At 62.5% G+C, this 16782-nt stretch carries 13 protein-coding genes; 9 read left to right on the forward strand and 4 right to left on the reverse strand.

All coding sequences use genetic code 11. The features are described 5' to 3' along the window. Positions 1–3 precede the first annotated feature (3 nt). The 9 genes from OZ428_RS18650 (at position 4) to OZ428_RS18690 (ending at position 12214) form a co-directional block, all read left to right on the forward strand. On the forward strand, positions 4–936 hold the full coding sequence (locus OZ428_RS18650) for a DUF58 domain-containing protein (protein ID WP_033902401.1): 933 nt from the start codon (positions 4–6) through the stop codon (positions 934–936). Further along, positions 933–1427: a DUF4381 domain-containing protein gene (locus OZ428_RS18655; RefSeq protein ID WP_028616472.1), complete on the forward strand. Its 495-nt coding sequence runs from the start codon at positions 933–935 to the stop codon at positions 1425–1427. Before OZ428_RS18650 ends, OZ428_RS18655 begins: the two co-directional genes overlap by 4 nt. Next, positions 1420–2508, forward strand: coding sequence for a vWA domain-containing protein (locus OZ428_RS18660; protein ID WP_269130844.1), 1089 nt, complete (start codon positions 1420–1422; stop codon positions 2506–2508). Before OZ428_RS18655 ends, OZ428_RS18660 begins: the two co-directional genes overlap by 8 nt. Then, positions 2505–4244 carry a tetratricopeptide repeat protein gene (locus OZ428_RS18665; RefSeq protein ID WP_269130845.1) on the forward strand — a complete coding sequence of 580 codons (1740 nt, stop codon included), beginning with the start codon at positions 2505–2507 and terminating at the stop codon, positions 4242–4244. The genes OZ428_RS18660 and OZ428_RS18665 overlap by 4 nt, the downstream gene beginning before the upstream one ends. After that, positions 4241–5881, forward strand: coding sequence for a BatD family protein (locus OZ428_RS18670; RefSeq protein WP_269130846.1), 1641 nt, complete (start codon positions 4241–4243; stop codon positions 5879–5881). Before OZ428_RS18665 ends, OZ428_RS18670 begins: the two co-directional genes overlap by 4 nt. Before the next feature lie 550 nt (positions 5882–6431). Beyond that, the gene (locus tag OZ428_RS18675; protein WP_269130847.1) at positions 6432–6665 is read left to right on the forward strand and encodes a DUF6124 family protein; all 234 of its coding nucleotides are present in this window, start codon (positions 6432–6434) and stop codon (positions 6663–6665) included. An 82-nt stretch (positions 6666–6747) separates the two neighbouring features. Then, complete coding sequence (locus OZ428_RS18680; RefSeq protein WP_269130848.1) at positions 6748–7989, forward strand: exonuclease SbcCD subunit D C-terminal domain-containing protein; 1242 nt, start codon at positions 6748–6750, stop codon at positions 7987–7989. Beyond that, a complete protein-coding gene (locus OZ428_RS18685) occupies positions 7986–11624 on the forward strand; it encodes an AAA family ATPase (RefSeq protein WP_269130849.1) in 3639 nt (1212 codons plus the stop codon). The genes OZ428_RS18680 and OZ428_RS18685 overlap by 4 nt, the downstream gene beginning before the upstream one ends. After that, entirely contained in the window at positions 11621–12214 is a 594-nt protein-coding gene (locus tag OZ428_RS18690) for a glutathione S-transferase (RefSeq protein ID WP_269130850.1), read from the forward strand. The genes OZ428_RS18685 and OZ428_RS18690 overlap by 4 nt, the downstream gene beginning before the upstream one ends. Before the next feature lie 318 nt (positions 12215–12532). Here the strand turns inward: OZ428_RS18690 and OZ428_RS18695 are convergent, their stop codons facing one another. The 4 genes from OZ428_RS18695 to OZ428_RS18710 all read right to left on the reverse strand — a co-directional run bounded on the left by OZ428_RS18695 (position 12533) and on the right by OZ428_RS18710 (position 16781). Continuing rightward, positions 12533–12712, reverse strand: coding sequence for a hypothetical protein (locus OZ428_RS18695; protein ID WP_016980181.1), 180 nt, complete (start codon positions 12710–12712; stop codon positions 12533–12535). Between the two features lie 156 nt (positions 12713–12868). Beyond that, positions 12869–14044 (reverse strand): lactonase family protein, encoded by a 1176-nt coding sequence (locus tag OZ428_RS18700; protein ID WP_269130851.1) that lies wholly within the window; start codon positions 14042–14044, stop codon positions 12869–12871. Further along, complete coding sequence (locus tag OZ428_RS18705) at positions 14031–14327, reverse strand: DUF5629 family protein (protein WP_033902392.1); 297 nt, start codon at positions 14325–14327, stop codon at positions 14031–14033. Before OZ428_RS18705 ends, OZ428_RS18700 begins: the two co-directional genes overlap by 14 nt. Before the next feature lie 78 nt (positions 14328–14405). Next, on the reverse strand, positions 14406–16781 hold the full coding sequence (locus OZ428_RS18710) for an efflux RND transporter permease subunit (protein ID WP_033902391.1): 2376 nt from the start codon (positions 16779–16781) through the stop codon (positions 14406–14408). Position 16782: the final 1 nt, after the last annotated feature.

A 16782-nucleotide genomic window follows, 5' to 3' on the forward strand; every position in this document is an offset into this window, starting at 1 on the left:
CCCATGAACGCCGGTGATGGGATTCGTGTCACGCTCAGCGAATTGATCGAGATGCGCCATCGCGTGCGCGAAGTGCAGCTGTTTTCCACGCCAAGCCAGCGCAGCCCTTTGATCGGCCTGCACCACTCCAAGCTGCGCGGGCGTGGCGTGGACTTCGACCAGGTGCGCGTTTACCAGGCCGGCGACGATGTGCGCACCATCGACTGGCGCGTGACCGCACGCACTCAGGAACCGCACACCAAGCTGTTCCATGAAGAACGCGAACGCCCGATTTTCATCATGGTAGAGCAAAGCTGCCGGCTGTTTTTCGGCTCGGGGCAGATGTTCAAGTCGGTGCTGGCCGCCCAGGCCGCCAGCCTGATCGGCTGGGCCGCGCTGGGGCATAACGACCGTGTGGGCGGGCTGGTGTTCGGCGACAACGAGCACTACGAAATCAAGCCGCGCCGCAGCAAGCAAAGCCTGCTGCAACTGCTCAACCGCCTGGTGCGCGTCAACCAGAGCCTGAGCACCGAAAGCCGCCCCGAAGCCGACGCCCTTGGCATGGCCCTGCGCCGTGGCCGCGAAGTGTTGCGCCCTGGCAGCCTGGTGATTGTGATCTGCGATGAACGCGCGCTGACCGAAGGCGCCGAGCAACAGCTGAGCTTGCTGTCGCGGCATTGCGATTTGCTGCTGTTACCGATCTCCGACCCACTGGACCACGCCCTGCCCGCCGCAGGGCTGTTGCGCTTCGCCGAACGCGGCGCCCAGCTGGAACTGGACACGCTGAATTTCGACCTGCGCCAGGCCTACAAGGCCCAGGCCGAAGCGCGCCTTGCGCGCTGGGAGTTGCTCGCGCAGAAACTGCGCGTGCTGCTGATGCCCCTGAGCACCCAGAGCGAAATGGTCGAGCAACTGCGCGAATACCTCAACCCGCAACGTCCGGTTAAAAAACAATGAGCAGCCTTGACCAACTGCAACCGCTGATCGCCCCACCCGCCATCGGCTTCTGGCCGCCCGCGCCGGGTTGGTGGCTGTTGCTGCTGGTGATTCCGCTGCTCGGCTGGGGCCTGTGGTCACTGCGCCGCTTTCTGCCGACCCGCCGCCCCATCGCCCGTGCCGAACAACCCTTGGACCCACTGCGCATCGCCGCCCTGGCAGAGCTTGCGCTCATGCCCAAGCCTTACGATGGCGCGCCCGCCGGTGCCTGGCTGCAACAGCTCAACGGCCTGCTCAAGCGCCTGTGCCGCAACGACTACCCCTACAGCCAGAGCCACACCCTCAACGGCCGCAAATGGCTGGCATTCCTCGACAACCGCTGCCCCGCCGCAGGCCTCACGCGCTGGATGGTCTTGGTCGAAGGCGCCTACAAACCCGAATGCAAACTCGACGACAAGGCCATCGCCGGCCTGACCCAGGCCGTCGACACCTGGATTCGCAAACATGTTTGAGTTCGCCTGGCCGTGGATCTTCGCCCTGTTGCCCTTGCCGTGGTTGATGCGCCTTGTGCTGCCGGCCGCCGACAGCGGTGAGCCCGCCTTGAAGGTCAGCTACCTCAGCGACCTTGAAGGCCTGGCCCGTCGCCGCGCCCGCGTCAACCTGCCCGGCTGGCGCCAGCAAGCGCCGTTCGTGGTGCTGTGGTTGCTGCTGCTGACCGCCGCCGCGCGCCCGGAATGGCTCGGCGAACCGTTACCGATTGCCGCCAGTGGCCGCGATCTGCTGGTGGCGGTGGACGTGTCTGGCTCCATGGATTTCCCCGATATGCATTGGCAGGACGACGACGTAAGTCGCTTGAGCCTGGTCAAGCACCTGCTTGGCGATTTCCTTGAGGAGCGTGAAGGCGACCGCGTCGGCCTGATCCTGTTCGGCAGCCAGGCCTACCTGCAAGCGCCACTGACCTTTGACCGCCGCACCGTGCGCGCCTGGCTGGACGAAGCGCGCATCGGCATCGCCGGCAAGAACACCGCGATTGGCGACGCCATCGGCCTGGCCCTGAAACGCCTGCGCCAGCGCCCGGCGCAGAGCCGCGTGCTGATCCTGGTCACTGACGGCGCCAACAACGCCGGGCAGATCGACCCGCTGACCGCCGCGCGCCTGGCGGCTGAAGAAGGCGTGAAGATCTACCCAATCGGCATCGGTGCCGACCCGGAACAAACCGGTTCCCTGGGCATCCTGGGCGTCAACCCGAGTCTGGACTTGGACGAACCGGCACTCAAGGCCATCGCCGGAGCCACCGGCGGCCAGTACTTCCGTGCCCGCGATGGTGAAGAGTTGCAAGCGATCAAAGCGACCCTCGACAAACTCGAGCCCGTCGAACAGCAACCCACCCAAGCGCGCCCGGCCCTGGCGTTGTACAGCGCGCCACTGGCCCTGGCCTTGGTGCTGAGCATGTTGCTGGTGATTCAGGAGCGCTGGCCGAACAACGCGTTGCAACGGCTGTTCAACAAACTGTCGAGCAAGGGGATTTTCCTGCAACAACACCCTGAGTGGCGCCAGCGCCTCAAACGCCTGCGTTTGCGGAGGCGTCGATGATCGACCTGTGGCCGCATTGGTTCCGTCCATGGTGGTTGTTGCTGCTGCCGTTGCTCGGCTGGTTGCTGTGGCACCTGTGGCACCGGCAAAAGCGCGCCGGGCGCTGGCAGATGATCCTGCCGCCGGCCTTCCACGCGGTGTTGCTCAGCGGTGGCAACGGCCGCGAGAGCAAATCGCCCTGGGTGGTACTGGGCATTGCCTGGCTGTTAGCCGTATTGGCGTTGCTCGGCCCGAGCTGGCAGCGTGTGGAGCAGTCCAGCCAGAAGCCTTCCGACCCGCTGGTGGTGTTGCTGGAACTGACCCCGGAAATGCTCGCTACCGACAGCCCGCCCAACCGCCTGGAGCAGGCACGTCGCAAGCTGTACGACCTGTTGCAGGCGCGCACCGATGCGCAAACCGCCATCGTCGTGTATGCCGGTAGCGCCCACACGTTGGTGCCGCTGTCGGACGACCTGGCCACCAGCCGCAACTTGCTCGAAGCGTTGCGCCCCTCGATCATGCCCGAGGCCGGCCATCGCGCCGACCTGGCCGTCGAGAAAGCCCTCGGCCTGCTCAAGCAAGGTGGCCTCGGCCAGGGTCGCTTGCTGCTGATTGGTTCCTCGCTGTCCAAACAGGAACGCCAGGGCATTCGCCTGCTGCTGCAAAACGCACAATCGCCCACCTTGTCGATCCTTGGCATCGGCAGCCGCGAAGGCACGCCAGTCACCCAGGAAAGCGGTGAATTCCTCAAGGACGAACAAGGCGCGATCCTGGTACCGCGTCTCGACAGCCCGACACTCAAGGCCTTCGCCAGTGAAATGGGCGGCCGCTACCGTGCCGCGCGCCTGGACGACAAGGACCTGCGCCAACTCGGCGTGCTCGACCCGCCGCAAACCTTGCGCAATGACGGCCAACGGCTGCACCTCGACACCTGGGCCGACCAGGGTTACTGGCTGCTCCTGCCCCTGCTGCTGCTCGCCGCCTGCGCCGGACGGCGTGGTTGGTTGTTCTGCCTGCCGCTGCTGCTGTTGAGCGCGCCACAGCCCAGCTATGCGTTCGGCTTGCAAGACTTGTGGCTGCGTCCCGACCAGCAAGGCCAATACCTGCTGAAGAAAAAGCGCCCCGCCGAAGCCGCCGAACACTTCGAAGACCCGCAGTGGAAAGGCGTGGCGCTTTACGAAGCCGGCAACTATGCCGAGGCGATCAAGCTGTTTGCCGAGGGCAATGACGCCTACTCCCACTACAATCGGGGTAACGCCCTGGCTAAGTCCGGCGAACTGGAAGCCGCCATCGACGCCTACGAACAGGCCCTGGAAGCGCAGCCCGACCTGCAACCGGCCCTGAAAAACAAGGCGCTGGTGGAAGCGCTGATGCAGGAACAGGCCGAGCCGGAACCCACCGAACCCGCAAAAAACGAGGATGACGAAACCACCCAACCCGGCCAAACTGCGCAACCGGGCGCCAGTGGGCAGAACGCCACAGGTGGCGAGCCGTCGTCCCAAGGGCAAGGCGAAGCCGGGACTGACGACACCCAACCCGGCAACACAGCGCAAACCACAGGTAACGAAGTGCCGGGCAGCGAACTGGGCGACGAACAAACCACCACCCCGCCGCTGCGCCCCACTGATGCCAGCCTCGACGGTGAGCACCGCCAGGCCCTGGAGCAATGGCTGCAGGAGATCCCGGACAACCCCGGCGAACTGCTGCGCCGCAAATTCTGGTACGAACAGCAACAACATCAGGACAAGACTCGATGAGCCGCCGCACCACCCTACTGCTCCTGCTCGCCCTCTCGGCAGGCCACGCCCAGGCGGCGAACCTGTCCGCCAGCGTCGACCGCAGCCGCGTCAACTCCGGGGAAACGGTGGAACTGACGGTGGAATCCAGTGATGTCACGCAGTTCGGCAAGCCAGACCTGACGCCGCTGGATGCGCAGTTCGAAGTCAGCGGCACGCGCCAGATCAACCAACTCACCACCCTGGGCGGCGATAACCACGCCACCACGCGCTGGATCATTACCCTGCTGCCCAAGGAAAACGGCACAGTGGTCATCCCGCCGCTACAAGTTGGCGACTACAAGACCCAGCCGATCAGCCTGCAAGTGGTCGAAACCGCCAGCCAGAACACCGCCGCCGAACTGGCGCCGGTGTTTGTCGAGGCCAACCTCGACCAGACCAGCGTCTACGTGCAGGCCCAGGCGCTGTTGACCGTGCGCGTCTACCACTCGGTGTCGCTGTATGACGACAGCAGCCTCACGCCCTTGCAGATTGCCGATGCGCGCGTGGAGCAGTTGGGCGAGTCGCGCACCTACGAGAAGGTCATCAACAGCATCCGCCACGGCGTGATCGAAACCCGCTACGCGATCTACCCGCAACACAGCGGCACGCTGGCGATCCCGGCGCAGACCTTCAGCGCGACGCTGGTGGAGTCGCGCCCGCCCCAGGAAAACACCCTGCAAGGCACCAAGCCGGGCAAGCTGATCCACGTCAGCTCGGCGGAGTTGCCCCTGGTGGTCAAACCCAAGCCCGCGCTGTACCCCGCTGATACCCCGTGGCTGCCAGCGCGCAGCCTCACCCTCAGCGAAAGCTGGAACCCGGAGCCGGAGCATGTGCAGGTCGGCGACTCCCTGACCCGCAGCCTCACGGTCAAGGCCGAGGGCCTGTCCAGTGCACAACTGCCGGCCCTGCCCAGCACCGACATCAACGGCCTGCGCCGCTACCCGGACCAACCGGTGCTCGGCAACCAGACCAACGACCGTGGCCTGATCGGCAGCCGCGAAGACCGCGAAGCCCTGGTGCCCACCCGCGCCGGCAGCCTGGAACTGCCCGCCGTGGACGTGGTGTGGTGGAACACCCATGAAGACCACCTTGAGCGCACCAGCCTGCCCGCGCGCACCCTGCAGGTTGCGATCAACCCGAGCCTGGCCGTGGACACACCTGCAACGCCGACCGTGATCACCGCTCCGGACGATGAACGCCTGTGGTTGTGGCAACTGAGCACGTTGATCCTAGCCTGCACCACCCTGCTGGGCTTTGGCCTGTGGTGGCGTGCCCGTCGGCAACCGGCCGTGTTGCGCGCCGCACAAACCGGCCCGAGCCCGCGCACGCTGCTGGATGACCTCAAGCGCGCCACCCAGGCCAACGACCCGCAAGCCACCCGCCAGGCCCTCGACGCCTGGGCCCGCCAGCAGCCGGAAACGCTCGCGGATATGGCGGCGCGGTTTGTGCCGCTGTCGGATGCATTGGATGGGTTGAATGGCGCGCTGTACAGCGAGAGCGGGCATTTCTGGCTGGGTGAAGACCTGTGGCGTGCGGTGAAGGCGATCCCGATGGCTGAGCGCGAGGCGGACCCAGCGGCGGATACCACCAGCTTGCCGCCGCTGTATCCCAAATAACCCGCCTGCTGTGGTGCGCGGGCCTTCGGTGGTGAATGGGCTTGTTGTGGTGAGCGGGCTTGCCCCGCGCTGGGGCGCGAAGCGGCCCTAATCCAGACGACTCAATCATTCAGCCAGACCTCGTTGGCAGGTTTTGGGGCTGCTTCGCAGCCCAGCGCGGGGCAAGCCCGCTCACCACAACAAACCCATTCACCACAACAAGCCCATTCGCCGCGAGCAGGACGCCCAGCCAATCAACTGTCATGCATTGTTAAAGGCCAGCAATCCATATCGCTTTAATTTGCAGGAAGTTTCCTAGACAATCCCACGGCCTTGCGCCTGCTCATTCCACTGGCTAGCCTTCGCTCCGTCGCTGCATATCAGCGATCGGGTGTGAGATCCCGTGAATTTGTAGGCGCCATGGGCAACATGCTCTATGGCAGCTGTGTGCGGGCAGACTTCGGTCTGGCCGGGTGCGCCTACAAATCCGGTATCTCACCCCGCACATAGCTGCCACCTTTTGACGTGTGAGATCGGCAAAAGAATGGCTCCAAACCCTGTAGGTACCTCCATGAACAAAATCGTCCCCGACCCACCACCCGCCTTCACCGTTCACCAGGACCTCAGCTTCGAAGACGCCCTCGCCCAGATCTGCGACCTGCTGCGTTGCGCAGCCGCGACCGCTGCTGGAACCACCCAAGCGCTAAGCAGTGATCAGCGCCACATGGCCGGCGCCACCGAGCACTTGATCAACAGTGCCAGAACCCTGGCTGACCGAGCGCTAGACTGCCTGCACACCGCCTGACCCTTGTGGGAGGGCGCTTGTCCCCTCCCACAGGTTTACAGGGTAAACTCCCCTCCTTTTCATCTCTTCAACGGAGTTCGCCTTGCGTCTGTTTCACACCTCCGACTGGCACCTGGGCCAAAACCTCCACGGCCAGGAACGCGACTTCGAACACGCCTGCTTTCTTGAGTGGCTGCTGGGCCAACTGAACACCCATCTGCCGGATGTACTGCTGATCGCCGGGGATATCTTCGACACGGTCAACCCGCCGCTCAAGGCCCAGGAGCGGCTGTATGACTTCATCATCAGCGCCCACGAACAGAATCCGAAACTCACCATCGTAATGATCGCCGGTAATCATGACTCCGGCTCGCGTATCGAATTACCCGCGCCACTGATGCGCCGCCTGCGCACCCATGCGCTAGGCCGGGTGCTGTGGCTGGATGACGGGCAACTCGACGCCGAGCGCCTGCTGATCCCGCTGCCGGATGCCAAAGGCAAGATCGCTGCCTGGTGCCTGGCGCTGCCGTTCCTGCGCCCGGCGGAAGTGACCGGTGCGCACTTGGGTGACGACTACCTGCGCGGCATCGGTCAGGTGCACGAATGGCTGATCGCCGCCGCCAACGCCAAGCGCAAAAAAGGCCAGGCGCTGATTGCCATCAGTCACGCGCACATGGCCGGCGGCTCGGTGTCGGAAGACTCCGAGCGCAGCCTGATCATCGGCAATGCCGAGGCGCTGCCAGCCAGCCTGTTTGATCGAAGTGTCGCTTACGTCGCCCTCGGCCATTTGCACAAGCCGCAGAAGGTCAATGGCGAGGAGCGCATTCGCTATAGCGGTTCGCCAATTCCGCTGTCGTTTTCCGAAATCGGCTACAAGCACCAGATCCTCGACGTGACATTCCAAGGCCAATGCCTGGTGAACGTCGAACCGATCCTGATTCCGCGCTCGGTCGACCTGCAACGGCTGGAAGCCGCGTCGCTGGCCGATATCCTCAAGGCCCTGGCCGAGTTGCCCGACGTCGACCTGCTGGCCGAAACCCAGCGCCATCCTTGGCTGGAAGTGCGCGTGCGCCTCGACGAGCCGCAACCCGACCTGCGCCAGCAGATCGAAAGCGCCCTGCAAGGCAAGGCCGTGCGCCTGGTGCGCATCGCCGCTGAATACGCAGGTAACGGCAGCCGTGAAGACGAAGGCGACGACCGCCTGATCGAACTCGACCAGCTCACGCCCCAGGAACTGTTCAGCCGCGCCTGGCAGGACAGTTATGGCAGTGAAGTGGATGAACAGACCTTGAAGGACTTCGCCGTGCTGCTCCAGGAAGTGCAACAGGAGGAGGAACAGCCATGAAGATCCTCGCCATCCGCCTGAAAAACCTGGCTTCACTGGCCGGCCCGTTTGAAATCGACTTTACTGCCGAGCCCCTGGCCAGTGCCGGGTTGTTCGCGATTACCGGGCCGACCGGCGCGGGTAAAAGTACCCTGCTTGATGCCTTGTGCCTGGCGTTGTTTGGCGCGGTGCCACGCCTGGGCGACACCGGCCAGGCGAAGATGCCGGATGCCGACAGCGACATTTCCATCGGAGACCCGCGCACTCTGCTGCGGCGTGGCACCGGTGGCGGTTATGCCGAAGTGGATTTTGTCGGCGTCAGTGGCCGTCGTTATCGCGCGCGCTGGGAAGCCAATCGCGCCCGCGACAAGGCCAGCGGCAAGTTGCAGAACAGCCGGCAGAGCCTGATTGACCTGGACAGCGACCAACTGCTGGCCAGCCAGAAAACCGAATACAAAACCCAGCTGGAACTGGCCCTGGGCCTGAACTTCGAACAGTTCACCCGTGCCGTCTTGCTCGCGCAGAGTGAGTTCAGCGCCTTCCTCAAGGCCAACGACAACGAGCGCAGCGAACTGCTGGAAAAGCTCACCGACACGGCTCTGTACACCCAACTCGGGCGGCGCGCGTTCGACAAGGCCAAAGAGGCCAGGGATGCGCACAAGCAGCTGCAGGACCAGGCCACCGGCGTGGTGCCCCTGGCGCCCGAGGCACGTGTGGAGCTGGATCAGCAGTTCGATGCCGCGCAAACCCAGCTCAAGACCCAGCAAGCCCAACTCAAGCAACTTGAGCTTCAGCACACCTGGCTCAAGGAGCTGCGCGAATGGCAGGAACGCCAACTCGCTGCCACCGAACAACTGCAGCGCGCACAGGCCGACTGGGATAACCAAGGCCAGCAACGTGAAGACCTGAGCCGCCTGGACCAATTGGCGCCTCAGCGTCACCAGTTTGCGCGCCAGGCCGAACTCGGCAGCGTGCTTGCCCCGTTGGCCGTGCAAATTCAGTCGCATATCCAACAACAAGCCGAGTTGCACACCCGCCAGGAGCAGGCCCGGCAGCAACAAGCCAGCGCGCAAACTGCATTGGCGCAAGCCCTGAAAAACCAAACGGATGCCGTGCCGTTGCTGCGACAGGCGTTTGAAGAGCAAAGCACCCTCGCCCACTTGACCAAGGAGCTGGCCAAGCGCACCGAAGACCAACAGCAGCACGAAAGCGCCTGCGCCGAAGGTCAGGCCCACCTCACTGCGCTGCTGGAAAAGCAGAATCACGTCACTGAACGCCTGCAACGCCTGGGCACCGAGCTTGAGCGCAGCGCCGCCCTCGCGCCGCTGAGCGATGCCTGGACCGCCTACCGCGACCGCTTGCAACAGCTGACGCAGATCGGCAATCGCCTGAATAAAGGCCAGGCCGAACTGCCGCAATTGGAGCAACGTGCGACCAGCGCCGCCGAGCAGTTCGCTCAGCAACGCGAAGCCCTGGACCTGCTGTATCAGGAGGCCGGTGCAGAGCCTCACGCCGTGGCCGAGCAGATCCAGTTGCTGGCGAGCCTGCTGCAAGACAATCGCAAACAGCAGCGCGCCTTTGAAGACCTGACGCGCCTGTGGGACAACCAGCAACAGCTGGACCAACACGCCGCCAGCCTGACGCAAAAGCTCACCGACGCCCAACGGCAACGCGAACAACTGAACCAGACCGGTCTGCAAACCAAGGCCGAACTGACGGTTGCCGAACAGACGCTGAACGTGACCAAGCAACTTTTGGAACGCCAGCGCCTGGCCCGCAGCGCCAGCGTCGAGGAGTTGCGCGAGCAGTTGCAGGACGACCAACCTTGCCCGGTGTGCGGCAGCCACGAACACCCGTATCACCAGCCCGAAGCGTTGCTGCAAAGCCTCGGTCGACATGACGAAAACGAAGAAGCCACCGCGCAGAAAGCCGTGGACAGCCTCAAGGAAAAACTCACAGAGTTGCGCGGCGAAGTGGGCGGTTTGATCGCCCAGCAAAAGGAATACCTGCAACAGCAGGAACACCTGACCACGCAACAGCAAGCCCTCCAGCCAAGCCTGGATGCGCACCCGCTGGCTGCGTCAATGCTCAACCAGGAACCCGCCAAGCGCAGCGCCTGGCTTGAACAGCAACTGGGCCAACTGAACCAAAGCATCGCCCAGGACGAACAACGCCAAAGCGCCCTGCTCAACCTGCAACAAAACGCCGGGCGCTTGCAGCAGCAACTGCAAGCGGCCCAGGAAGCCAGCCAACAGGCCCGTCAATTGATGGTCGATCAGCAACGCGAGCTAACCAGCGACCGCGAACGCCTCGAACAGGAACTGAACGCCTTCGCCAGCCTGCTGCCCGCAGAAACCCTGGAAGGTTTGCGCGCCGAGCCGGCCGCCACCTTCATGCAGCTGGACCAGCAAGTCAGCCAGCGCCTGGAACAGCTGGGCCATCAACGCGATGAACTGGCCGAGCAACACGAACGCCAACAGGCGATCGAGAAGGAACAGACCCACCAGCAGCATCGTCAGCAGCAACTCGACGCTCTGCGCCAGCAGGTCACCGAGTTGGCGACCCAACAGCAAGCAGCCCAGGCAAAACTCAGCACGTTACTGGGCGAGTTCACCAGTGCCGAACACTGGCAGCAGCAACTGGAACAGGCCGTGACCCAGTCACGCCAAAGCGAAACCGACGCCAGCAAACAGTTGCAGGAAATCCACAACGCACTGATCCAGCTGGCGGCGGACCTCAAGGCACAACAGGAACGCGAACACGCGTTGCAGGCCGAACAACAGGCCCTCGTCACGCGTATCAGCGAATGGCGCGCCTTGCATCCGGAACTCGATGACGCTGGCCTCAACCGCTTGCTGGCCTACGATGACGCCCAAGTCAGCCAATTGCGCCAGCAGGTGCAGCTCAGCGAAAAAGCCGTCGAACAGGCCAAGGTACTGCTGCAAGAACGCGAACAACGCCTTGCCGACCATCAGGCCCTGCACAACGGCAACCTCGCAGCCGAAGAGCTGGACAGCACCTTGGCCACGCTCAATCAGCAACTTGCCGAGAGTGAAAAACACTGCGCTGAACTGCGCGCGCGCCAATCCGAAGACCAGCGCCGCCAGAACGCCAACCAGGCCTTCGCCGAGCAGATCGCCAAGGCCTATGACGAATGGCAACGCTGGGCACGCCTGAACGCGCTGATCGGCTCGGCCACCGGCGACACCTTCCGCAAGATCGCCCAGGCTTACAACCTCGACTTGTTGGTGCATCACGCCAACGTGCAACTGCGTCAATTGGTACGGCGTTATCGCCTCAAGCGCGGCGGCAGCATGCTTGGCCTGTTGGTGATGGACACGGAAATGGGCGATGAACTGCGCTCGGTGCATTCGTTGTCCGGCGGCGAAACCTTCCTGGTCTCACTGGCGCTGGCCCTGGGCTTGGCGTCGATGGCGTCAAGCACGTTGAAGATCGAATCGCTGTTTATCGATGAAGGCTTCGGCAGCTTGGACCCGGAATCGCTGCAATTGGCAATGGACGCTCTGGATGGCTTGCAGGCTCAGGGTCGTAAAGTGGCGGTGATCTCCCACGTGCAGGAAATGCACGAACGCATTCCGGTGCAGATCCAGGTCAAGCGCCAGGGCAATGGCTTGAGCACCTTGGAGGTCAAGTGAGCGAGGCGCTGTTGTATTCGTTCCGCCGCTGCCCCTATGCGATGCGGGCACGGCTGGCGCTGCGTTATTCGGGCGTACCGGTGCGCATCGTCGAGGTGAGCCTCAAGGCCAAGCCCGCAGAAATGCTGGCGCTGTCGCCCAAGGGCACCGTGCCGGTATTGAACGTTGATGGCAGGGTGATTGAAGAAAGCCTGGAGATCATGCAGTGGGCCTTGGCGCAAAACGATCCGGATAACTGGTTGAGGCACGGCGACCCGGCGGTATTCGCATTGATCGCCGAGAACGACCAAGGCTTCAAGTATCACTTGGATCGATACAAGTACGCCGAACGCTACCCGGAACAGCCGATGGAGCATTATCGGGCCGAGGGCGAGGTGTTCTTGCAGAAGCTGGAGGATTTACTGACGGAACACGCCTATCTGTTGGCTGATCATCCGAGCCTGGCAGACATGGCCCTGGCGCCATTTGTGCGGCAGTTTGCCCATGTGGATCGGGAATGGTTTGCCGGCGCGCCGTATCCCCGGTTGCAGCAGTGGCTGGAACAGTTTCTGCAATCACCGCTGTTTACTGCGGTGATGGCAAAGCATTAACCGTGGCGAGCTGGCTTGCTGTGGTGAGCGGGCTTCTGTGGTGAGCGGGCTTGCCCCGCGCTGGGCTGCGCAGCAGCCCCAATAAGTACACCGCATTTATGTCTAAAGGAATGCGGTGCTTGGTATTAGGGCCGCTTCGCGCCCCAACGCGGGACAAGCCCGCTCACCACATTTAACCCAACCAAGCTTAGCCCTGGACCAAATCCAACAGTCGCTCGCGGGCAATCTCAGGCTCACCGTCTACCAGATGCACAAACGCCAAACCACTCGAACGAGCCAGGCTTCGTTCCAGTGGTTTGGCGTCTGCTTTTGTGCAGGTTATTGCTGGGTTTTGTGATCCAGTGCGGCGTAGAAGTTGGCGCTTTGTTGCAGGTATTTCTGGGTGTAGGCGCTGGTGCTGGATTTTTTGCCGGAGACTTCCACACTGGCCGCGGCTGGCAGGGCAACAGTGGCGGAAACAGCGGAAGCGGCGATGATGGAGAAGAGATTCAGATTCATGTCGGTAACCCTTGTGTTCGTTTGGTTGAGTGGCCGGGGAAGGCCTTGGAACCAAACTTACGCCCGAGGGCTAAGCCTTAGAAATGCTTTGAAACAGTAGCCGCTATTAACAGAATTAATAGAAAGGCTCAGGCCCCGCATGACGGGGCCTGTGGCTTATTGACGCACCAGGAACTTGAGGTCGCTGGGCGCATTGATCGGCAATTTCTGCACGGTTTTACCCAGCAGGCCGGTTTTGGGGTCGCGTTCGACCACCACGATTTCGTTGCTTTTCTGGTTGGCGATCAGCAAGAACTTGCCGCTCGGGTCCAGGCTGAACTCACGCGGATGATCGCCTTCCACGGAGCGGCGCTGCAGTTCCTTGAGATGCGCGGTGGCCGGATCGATGCTGAACACCAGCAGTTGATTGGCCGTGCCACGGTTGCTCAGGTACAGGAACTTGCCATCACTGGAGGCATGCAGCGCGGCACCGGCCTTGTCGGTCACCGGTTGCCCGGCGGCGAAATCCACCAGTTGGGTCTGGGTCAGTTGGCCGTCCTTGTAGTCGAACACCGCCACCTGCGCGCTCATCTCGGTGGTCAGCCAGGCATGCTTGCCATCGGCGCTGAACAACAAATGACGCGGGCCACTGCCGGGTGGCAATTGCACCGACGCCGGTTTCGCCGGGGTCAATGGCAGCTCAGGGTTGGCCTTCGGATCGTAGCGGTAGGCAAATACCTTGTCCGCCCCCAGGTCCTGCACAAACACGTATTTGCCATCGGGCGATGACACCACCGAATGCACATGGTTGGACGCCTGGCGCTCAGGGTTGACGCGACTGGCGGGGTGCCCGCTCAGTTGCACCGGGGCCGACAGCTTGCCCGTGGCATCCACCGGCAGCACCGCCAGGCTGCCGCCCGGATCTTCCAGCACCGAATAGTTGGCGACGAACAGGTAGCGCCCATCGGCGGCCACGCTGGAATGGGTCGGCTCGTTGCCCAGGCTCTGCACCTGGTTGATCAAGGTCAGCTGATGATTCTGCGGGTCAATGCTGTAGCTGCTCACACGCCCGACCGGGTCTTGCTGGCCGGGGCCGTTTTCGTTGACCACAAACAGGTGCTTCTGGTCCTTGGAGATCGTCAGCCACGACGGATTGTCCGCCTTGGCCGCCAGCACAGGCTGGCCCTGGAACTGGCCGGTACGGCTGTCGAATTGCAGGCGGTAGATCCCTTCGCTGCTGCCAGCGGTGTAGCTGCCCACCAACAGTTCATAGGTCTCGGCCGGCGCGGCTTGCACCGACATGGCACCGACACTGCCCGCCATCAGCAGGGGCCAGAATTTACGCATCATCATCCGCTTCATCCTCATCGTTATTGTTGTCGCCCTTGATCGCACTCAGGCAGACCAGACGGTGTTCACCGTCTTCGTTGCGCAAGAGCCAGCTTTGCAAGCTGTCATCAAAGGTGGCGGCGTTCAGTTGTTCTGGACTGAACTTCCAACGCTTGAGTTCCCGGCCGTCCATGCTTTCGATCAGCAAGTGCTGGTCAAACGTGAAGTCGAAGGCGTGCAGCCCGTTGATGATCAGCATGTCGCTGTCGGTCAGGGCGGTGCTCAGGTTGGGTTGCGAATCGGTCATGATGTGAAGTCACTGCGGGGGAAAAGACACATGATAGGTCAATTCCCCCGCGGTGCCTTGCGGCAATGGTCTAATCGATCAATGCGCGAAGAGTGAGTTGCCCTTCTGCCCCGCCAGTTTCTCCGGTTTGATCAGGAACCGCGCCAGCGCCGGCAGCAGCCACAGCGCACCGAACATGTTCCACAGCAGCATGAAGGTGAGCATCAGGCCCATGTCGGCCTGGAACTTGATGGCCGAGAAGATCCAGGTGCACACGCCAATCGCCAGGCACAGGCCGGTGAACAACACGGCTTTACCGGTGGACTTGAGCGTCTGGTAATACGCCTCTTGCAGCGGCAGACCGGCGCGCAGGAAGCTTTCCAGGCGGCTGTAGATGTAGATGCCGTAGTCCACGCCAATCCCCACGCCCAGGGCCACCACTGGCAAGGTCGCGACCTTGACGCCGATGCCCATGAACGCCATCAACGCGTTGCCCAGCACCGAGGTCAGCACCAGCGGCAGCACGATGCACAGGGTCGCCGCCCAGGACCGGAAGGTGATCATGCACATGGTCGCCACGCACAGGTACACCAGGATCAGGATGGTCAGTTCCGATTCCTTGATCACCTCGTTGGTGGCCGCTTCGATCCCGGCGTTACCGGCGGCGAGGATAAACTCCAGGCCGTCCTTGTTGTTCTCCTTGGCGAAATCCTGCACGGCATGCACCGCGCGGTCGAGGGTTTCGGCCTTGTGGTCGTTGAGGAACACCAGCACCGGCGCCAGGGAGCAGTTGTTGTTGTACAGGCCATCGGCACGGGCGATGGAGTTGTTGAGCACATCCGGGTTGCGCGACAGGGTTTCCCATTTCAGGTTGCCCTCGTTCATGCCCTTGATCATCTGCTTGGACACGGTCACCAGCGAGATCGCCGACTGCACGCCCTCGGTGTTCTGCATCTTCCACATCAACTGGTCGATGGGCGCCATGGCTTCATAGCGCGAGCAGCCTTCGGCCTTGGTCTTGACCATCACCACCAGCACGTCGGAGCTGGTGGAGTAGTTGCTGATGATGAAATTGTTGTCTTTGTTGTAGCGCGAGTCCGGGCGCAGTTCCGGCGCGCCCTGGTCGAGGTCGCCGATCTTGAGGTTCTGGCTGTACCAGAGGCCGCCGCCAAAGGCGATCAGGGCCAGGAAGATCGAGACCGGCGCGACTTTGGGGCTGGCGAACTTCGACAGCAGGCGCCAGAACGGGTGTTCGCGGTTCGCGTCTTTCTTGCTCTTGGCGATGGCGCGCTTGCTGATGCCGACGTAGGAAATCGCCACTGGCAACAGGATCAGGTTGGTGAACACGATCACCGCCACGCCGATAGAGGCGCCGATGGCCAGTTCGCGGATCACGCCGATGTCGATGATCAGCAGCGTGATAAAGCCCACCGCATCGGCGAGGATCGCGATCATTCCCGGCAGAAACAGCTGGCGGAAAGTGCGGCGTGCGGCCGTCAGCGCGTTGTCCGCTTCACTGGATTGCAGGGCAATACCGTTGATCTTCTGCACGCCGTGGGAAATACCGATGGCAAAGATCAGGAACGGTACCAGCATCGAGTAAGGATCCAGCCCGAAACCGGCGGCATGCATCAGCCCCAACTGCCAGACCACCGCCACCAGGGTGGTGCTCAATACCGCAATGGTGCTGCGCAGGCAGTTGGTGAACCACAGCAGCAGGACCAGGGTGATGCCGAACGCCACGCCGAAGAACAGCACGACCATGATCAGGCCATCGATCAGGTCGCCGACTTTCTTGGCGAAGCCGACGATGTGGATCTGCACGTTGGGGTTCTGCTCCTGGAACTTGGTGCGGATCTTGTCTTCGAGTTCATGGGAGAACTTGCGGTAGTCCAGGGCCAGCAACTTGCCCTGGTCCTGTGGGTCCGGGTAGGACTCCAGCAGCGGGATATCGACGATGCTCGATTTGAAATCGTTGGCCACCAGGCGCCCGACCTGGCCGGACTTGAGCACGTTGTTGCGCAGTTGATCGAGGCTTTCCGGCGAGCCGTTGTAGCTCTGCGGGATCACTTCACCGCCGGCAAAGCCTTCTTCGGTCACTTCGGTCCAACGGACGCTGGGGCTCCACAGCGACTTAAGGCCTGAACGGTCGACACCGGAAATGTAGAACACTTCGTCGTTGATCTGACGCAGGGTCTCCATGTACTCCTTGGTGAAGATGTCTCCGTCCTTGGCTTCCACCGAAATGCGCACCGTGTTGCCCAGGTTCGCCAGGTCATTGCGGTGCTCCATCATCTTCTCGATGAAGGGGTGCTTGAGCGGGATCATTTTTTCAAAGCTGGTGGACGGGCGAATCAAAGTCGCCTGCCAGAACAGGAAAATACTCACCAGCAGGCAGATCACGATCACTGCCGGGCGGTTGTTGAAGATCAGGCGCTCAAGAAAGGTCGCTTTATCGTTGTGATGACTGCTCATT

This window comes from Pseudomonas sp. GXZC (assembly GCF_026967615.1).
Lineage (GTDB): Bacteria > Pseudomonadota > Gammaproteobacteria > Pseudomonadales > Pseudomonadaceae > Aquipseudomonas > Aquipseudomonas azotoformans_A.

What these genes read in the sequence shown, in the direction of transcription:
- OZ428_RS18650 (WP_033902401.1), top strand. Translation starts at nt 4, where the DNA reads ATGAACGCCGGTGATGGGATTCGTGTCACGCTCAGCGAATTGATCGAG.
- OZ428_RS18655 (WP_028616472.1), top strand. Translation starts at nt 933, where the DNA reads ATGAGCAGCCTTGACCAACTGCAACCGCTGATCGCCCCACCCGCCATC.
- OZ428_RS18660 (WP_269130844.1), top strand. Translation starts at nt 1,420, where the DNA reads ATGTTTGAGTTCGCCTGGCCGTGGATCTTCGCCCTGTTGCCCTTGCCG.
- OZ428_RS18665 (WP_269130845.1), top strand. Translation starts at nt 2,505, where the DNA reads ATGATCGACCTGTGGCCGCATTGGTTCCGTCCATGGTGGTTGTTGCTG.
- OZ428_RS18670 (WP_269130846.1), top strand. Translation starts at nt 4,241, where the DNA reads ATGAGCCGCCGCACCACCCTACTGCTCCTGCTCGCCCTCTCGGCAGGC.
- OZ428_RS18675 (WP_269130847.1), top strand. Translation starts at nt 6,432, where the DNA reads ATGAACAAAATCGTCCCCGACCCACCACCCGCCTTCACCGTTCACCAG.
- OZ428_RS18685 (WP_269130849.1), top strand. Translation starts at nt 7,986, where the DNA reads ATGAAGATCCTCGCCATCCGCCTGAAAAACCTGGCTTCACTGGCCGGC.
- OZ428_RS18695 (WP_016980181.1), bottom strand. Translation starts at nt 12,712, where the DNA reads ATGAATCTGAATCTCTTCTCCATCATCGCCGCTTCCGCTGTTTCCGCC.
- OZ428_RS18700 (WP_269130851.1), bottom strand. Translation starts at nt 14,044, where the DNA reads ATGATGATGCGTAAATTCTGGCCCCTGCTGATGGCGGGCAGTGTCGGT.
- OZ428_RS18705 (WP_033902392.1), bottom strand. Translation starts at nt 14,327, where the DNA reads ATGACCGATTCGCAACCCAACCTGAGCACCGCCCTGACCGACAGCGAC.
- OZ428_RS18710 (WP_033902391.1), bottom strand. Translation starts at nt 16,781, where the DNA reads ATGAGCAGTCATCACAACGATAAAGCGACCTTTCTTGAGCGCCTGATC.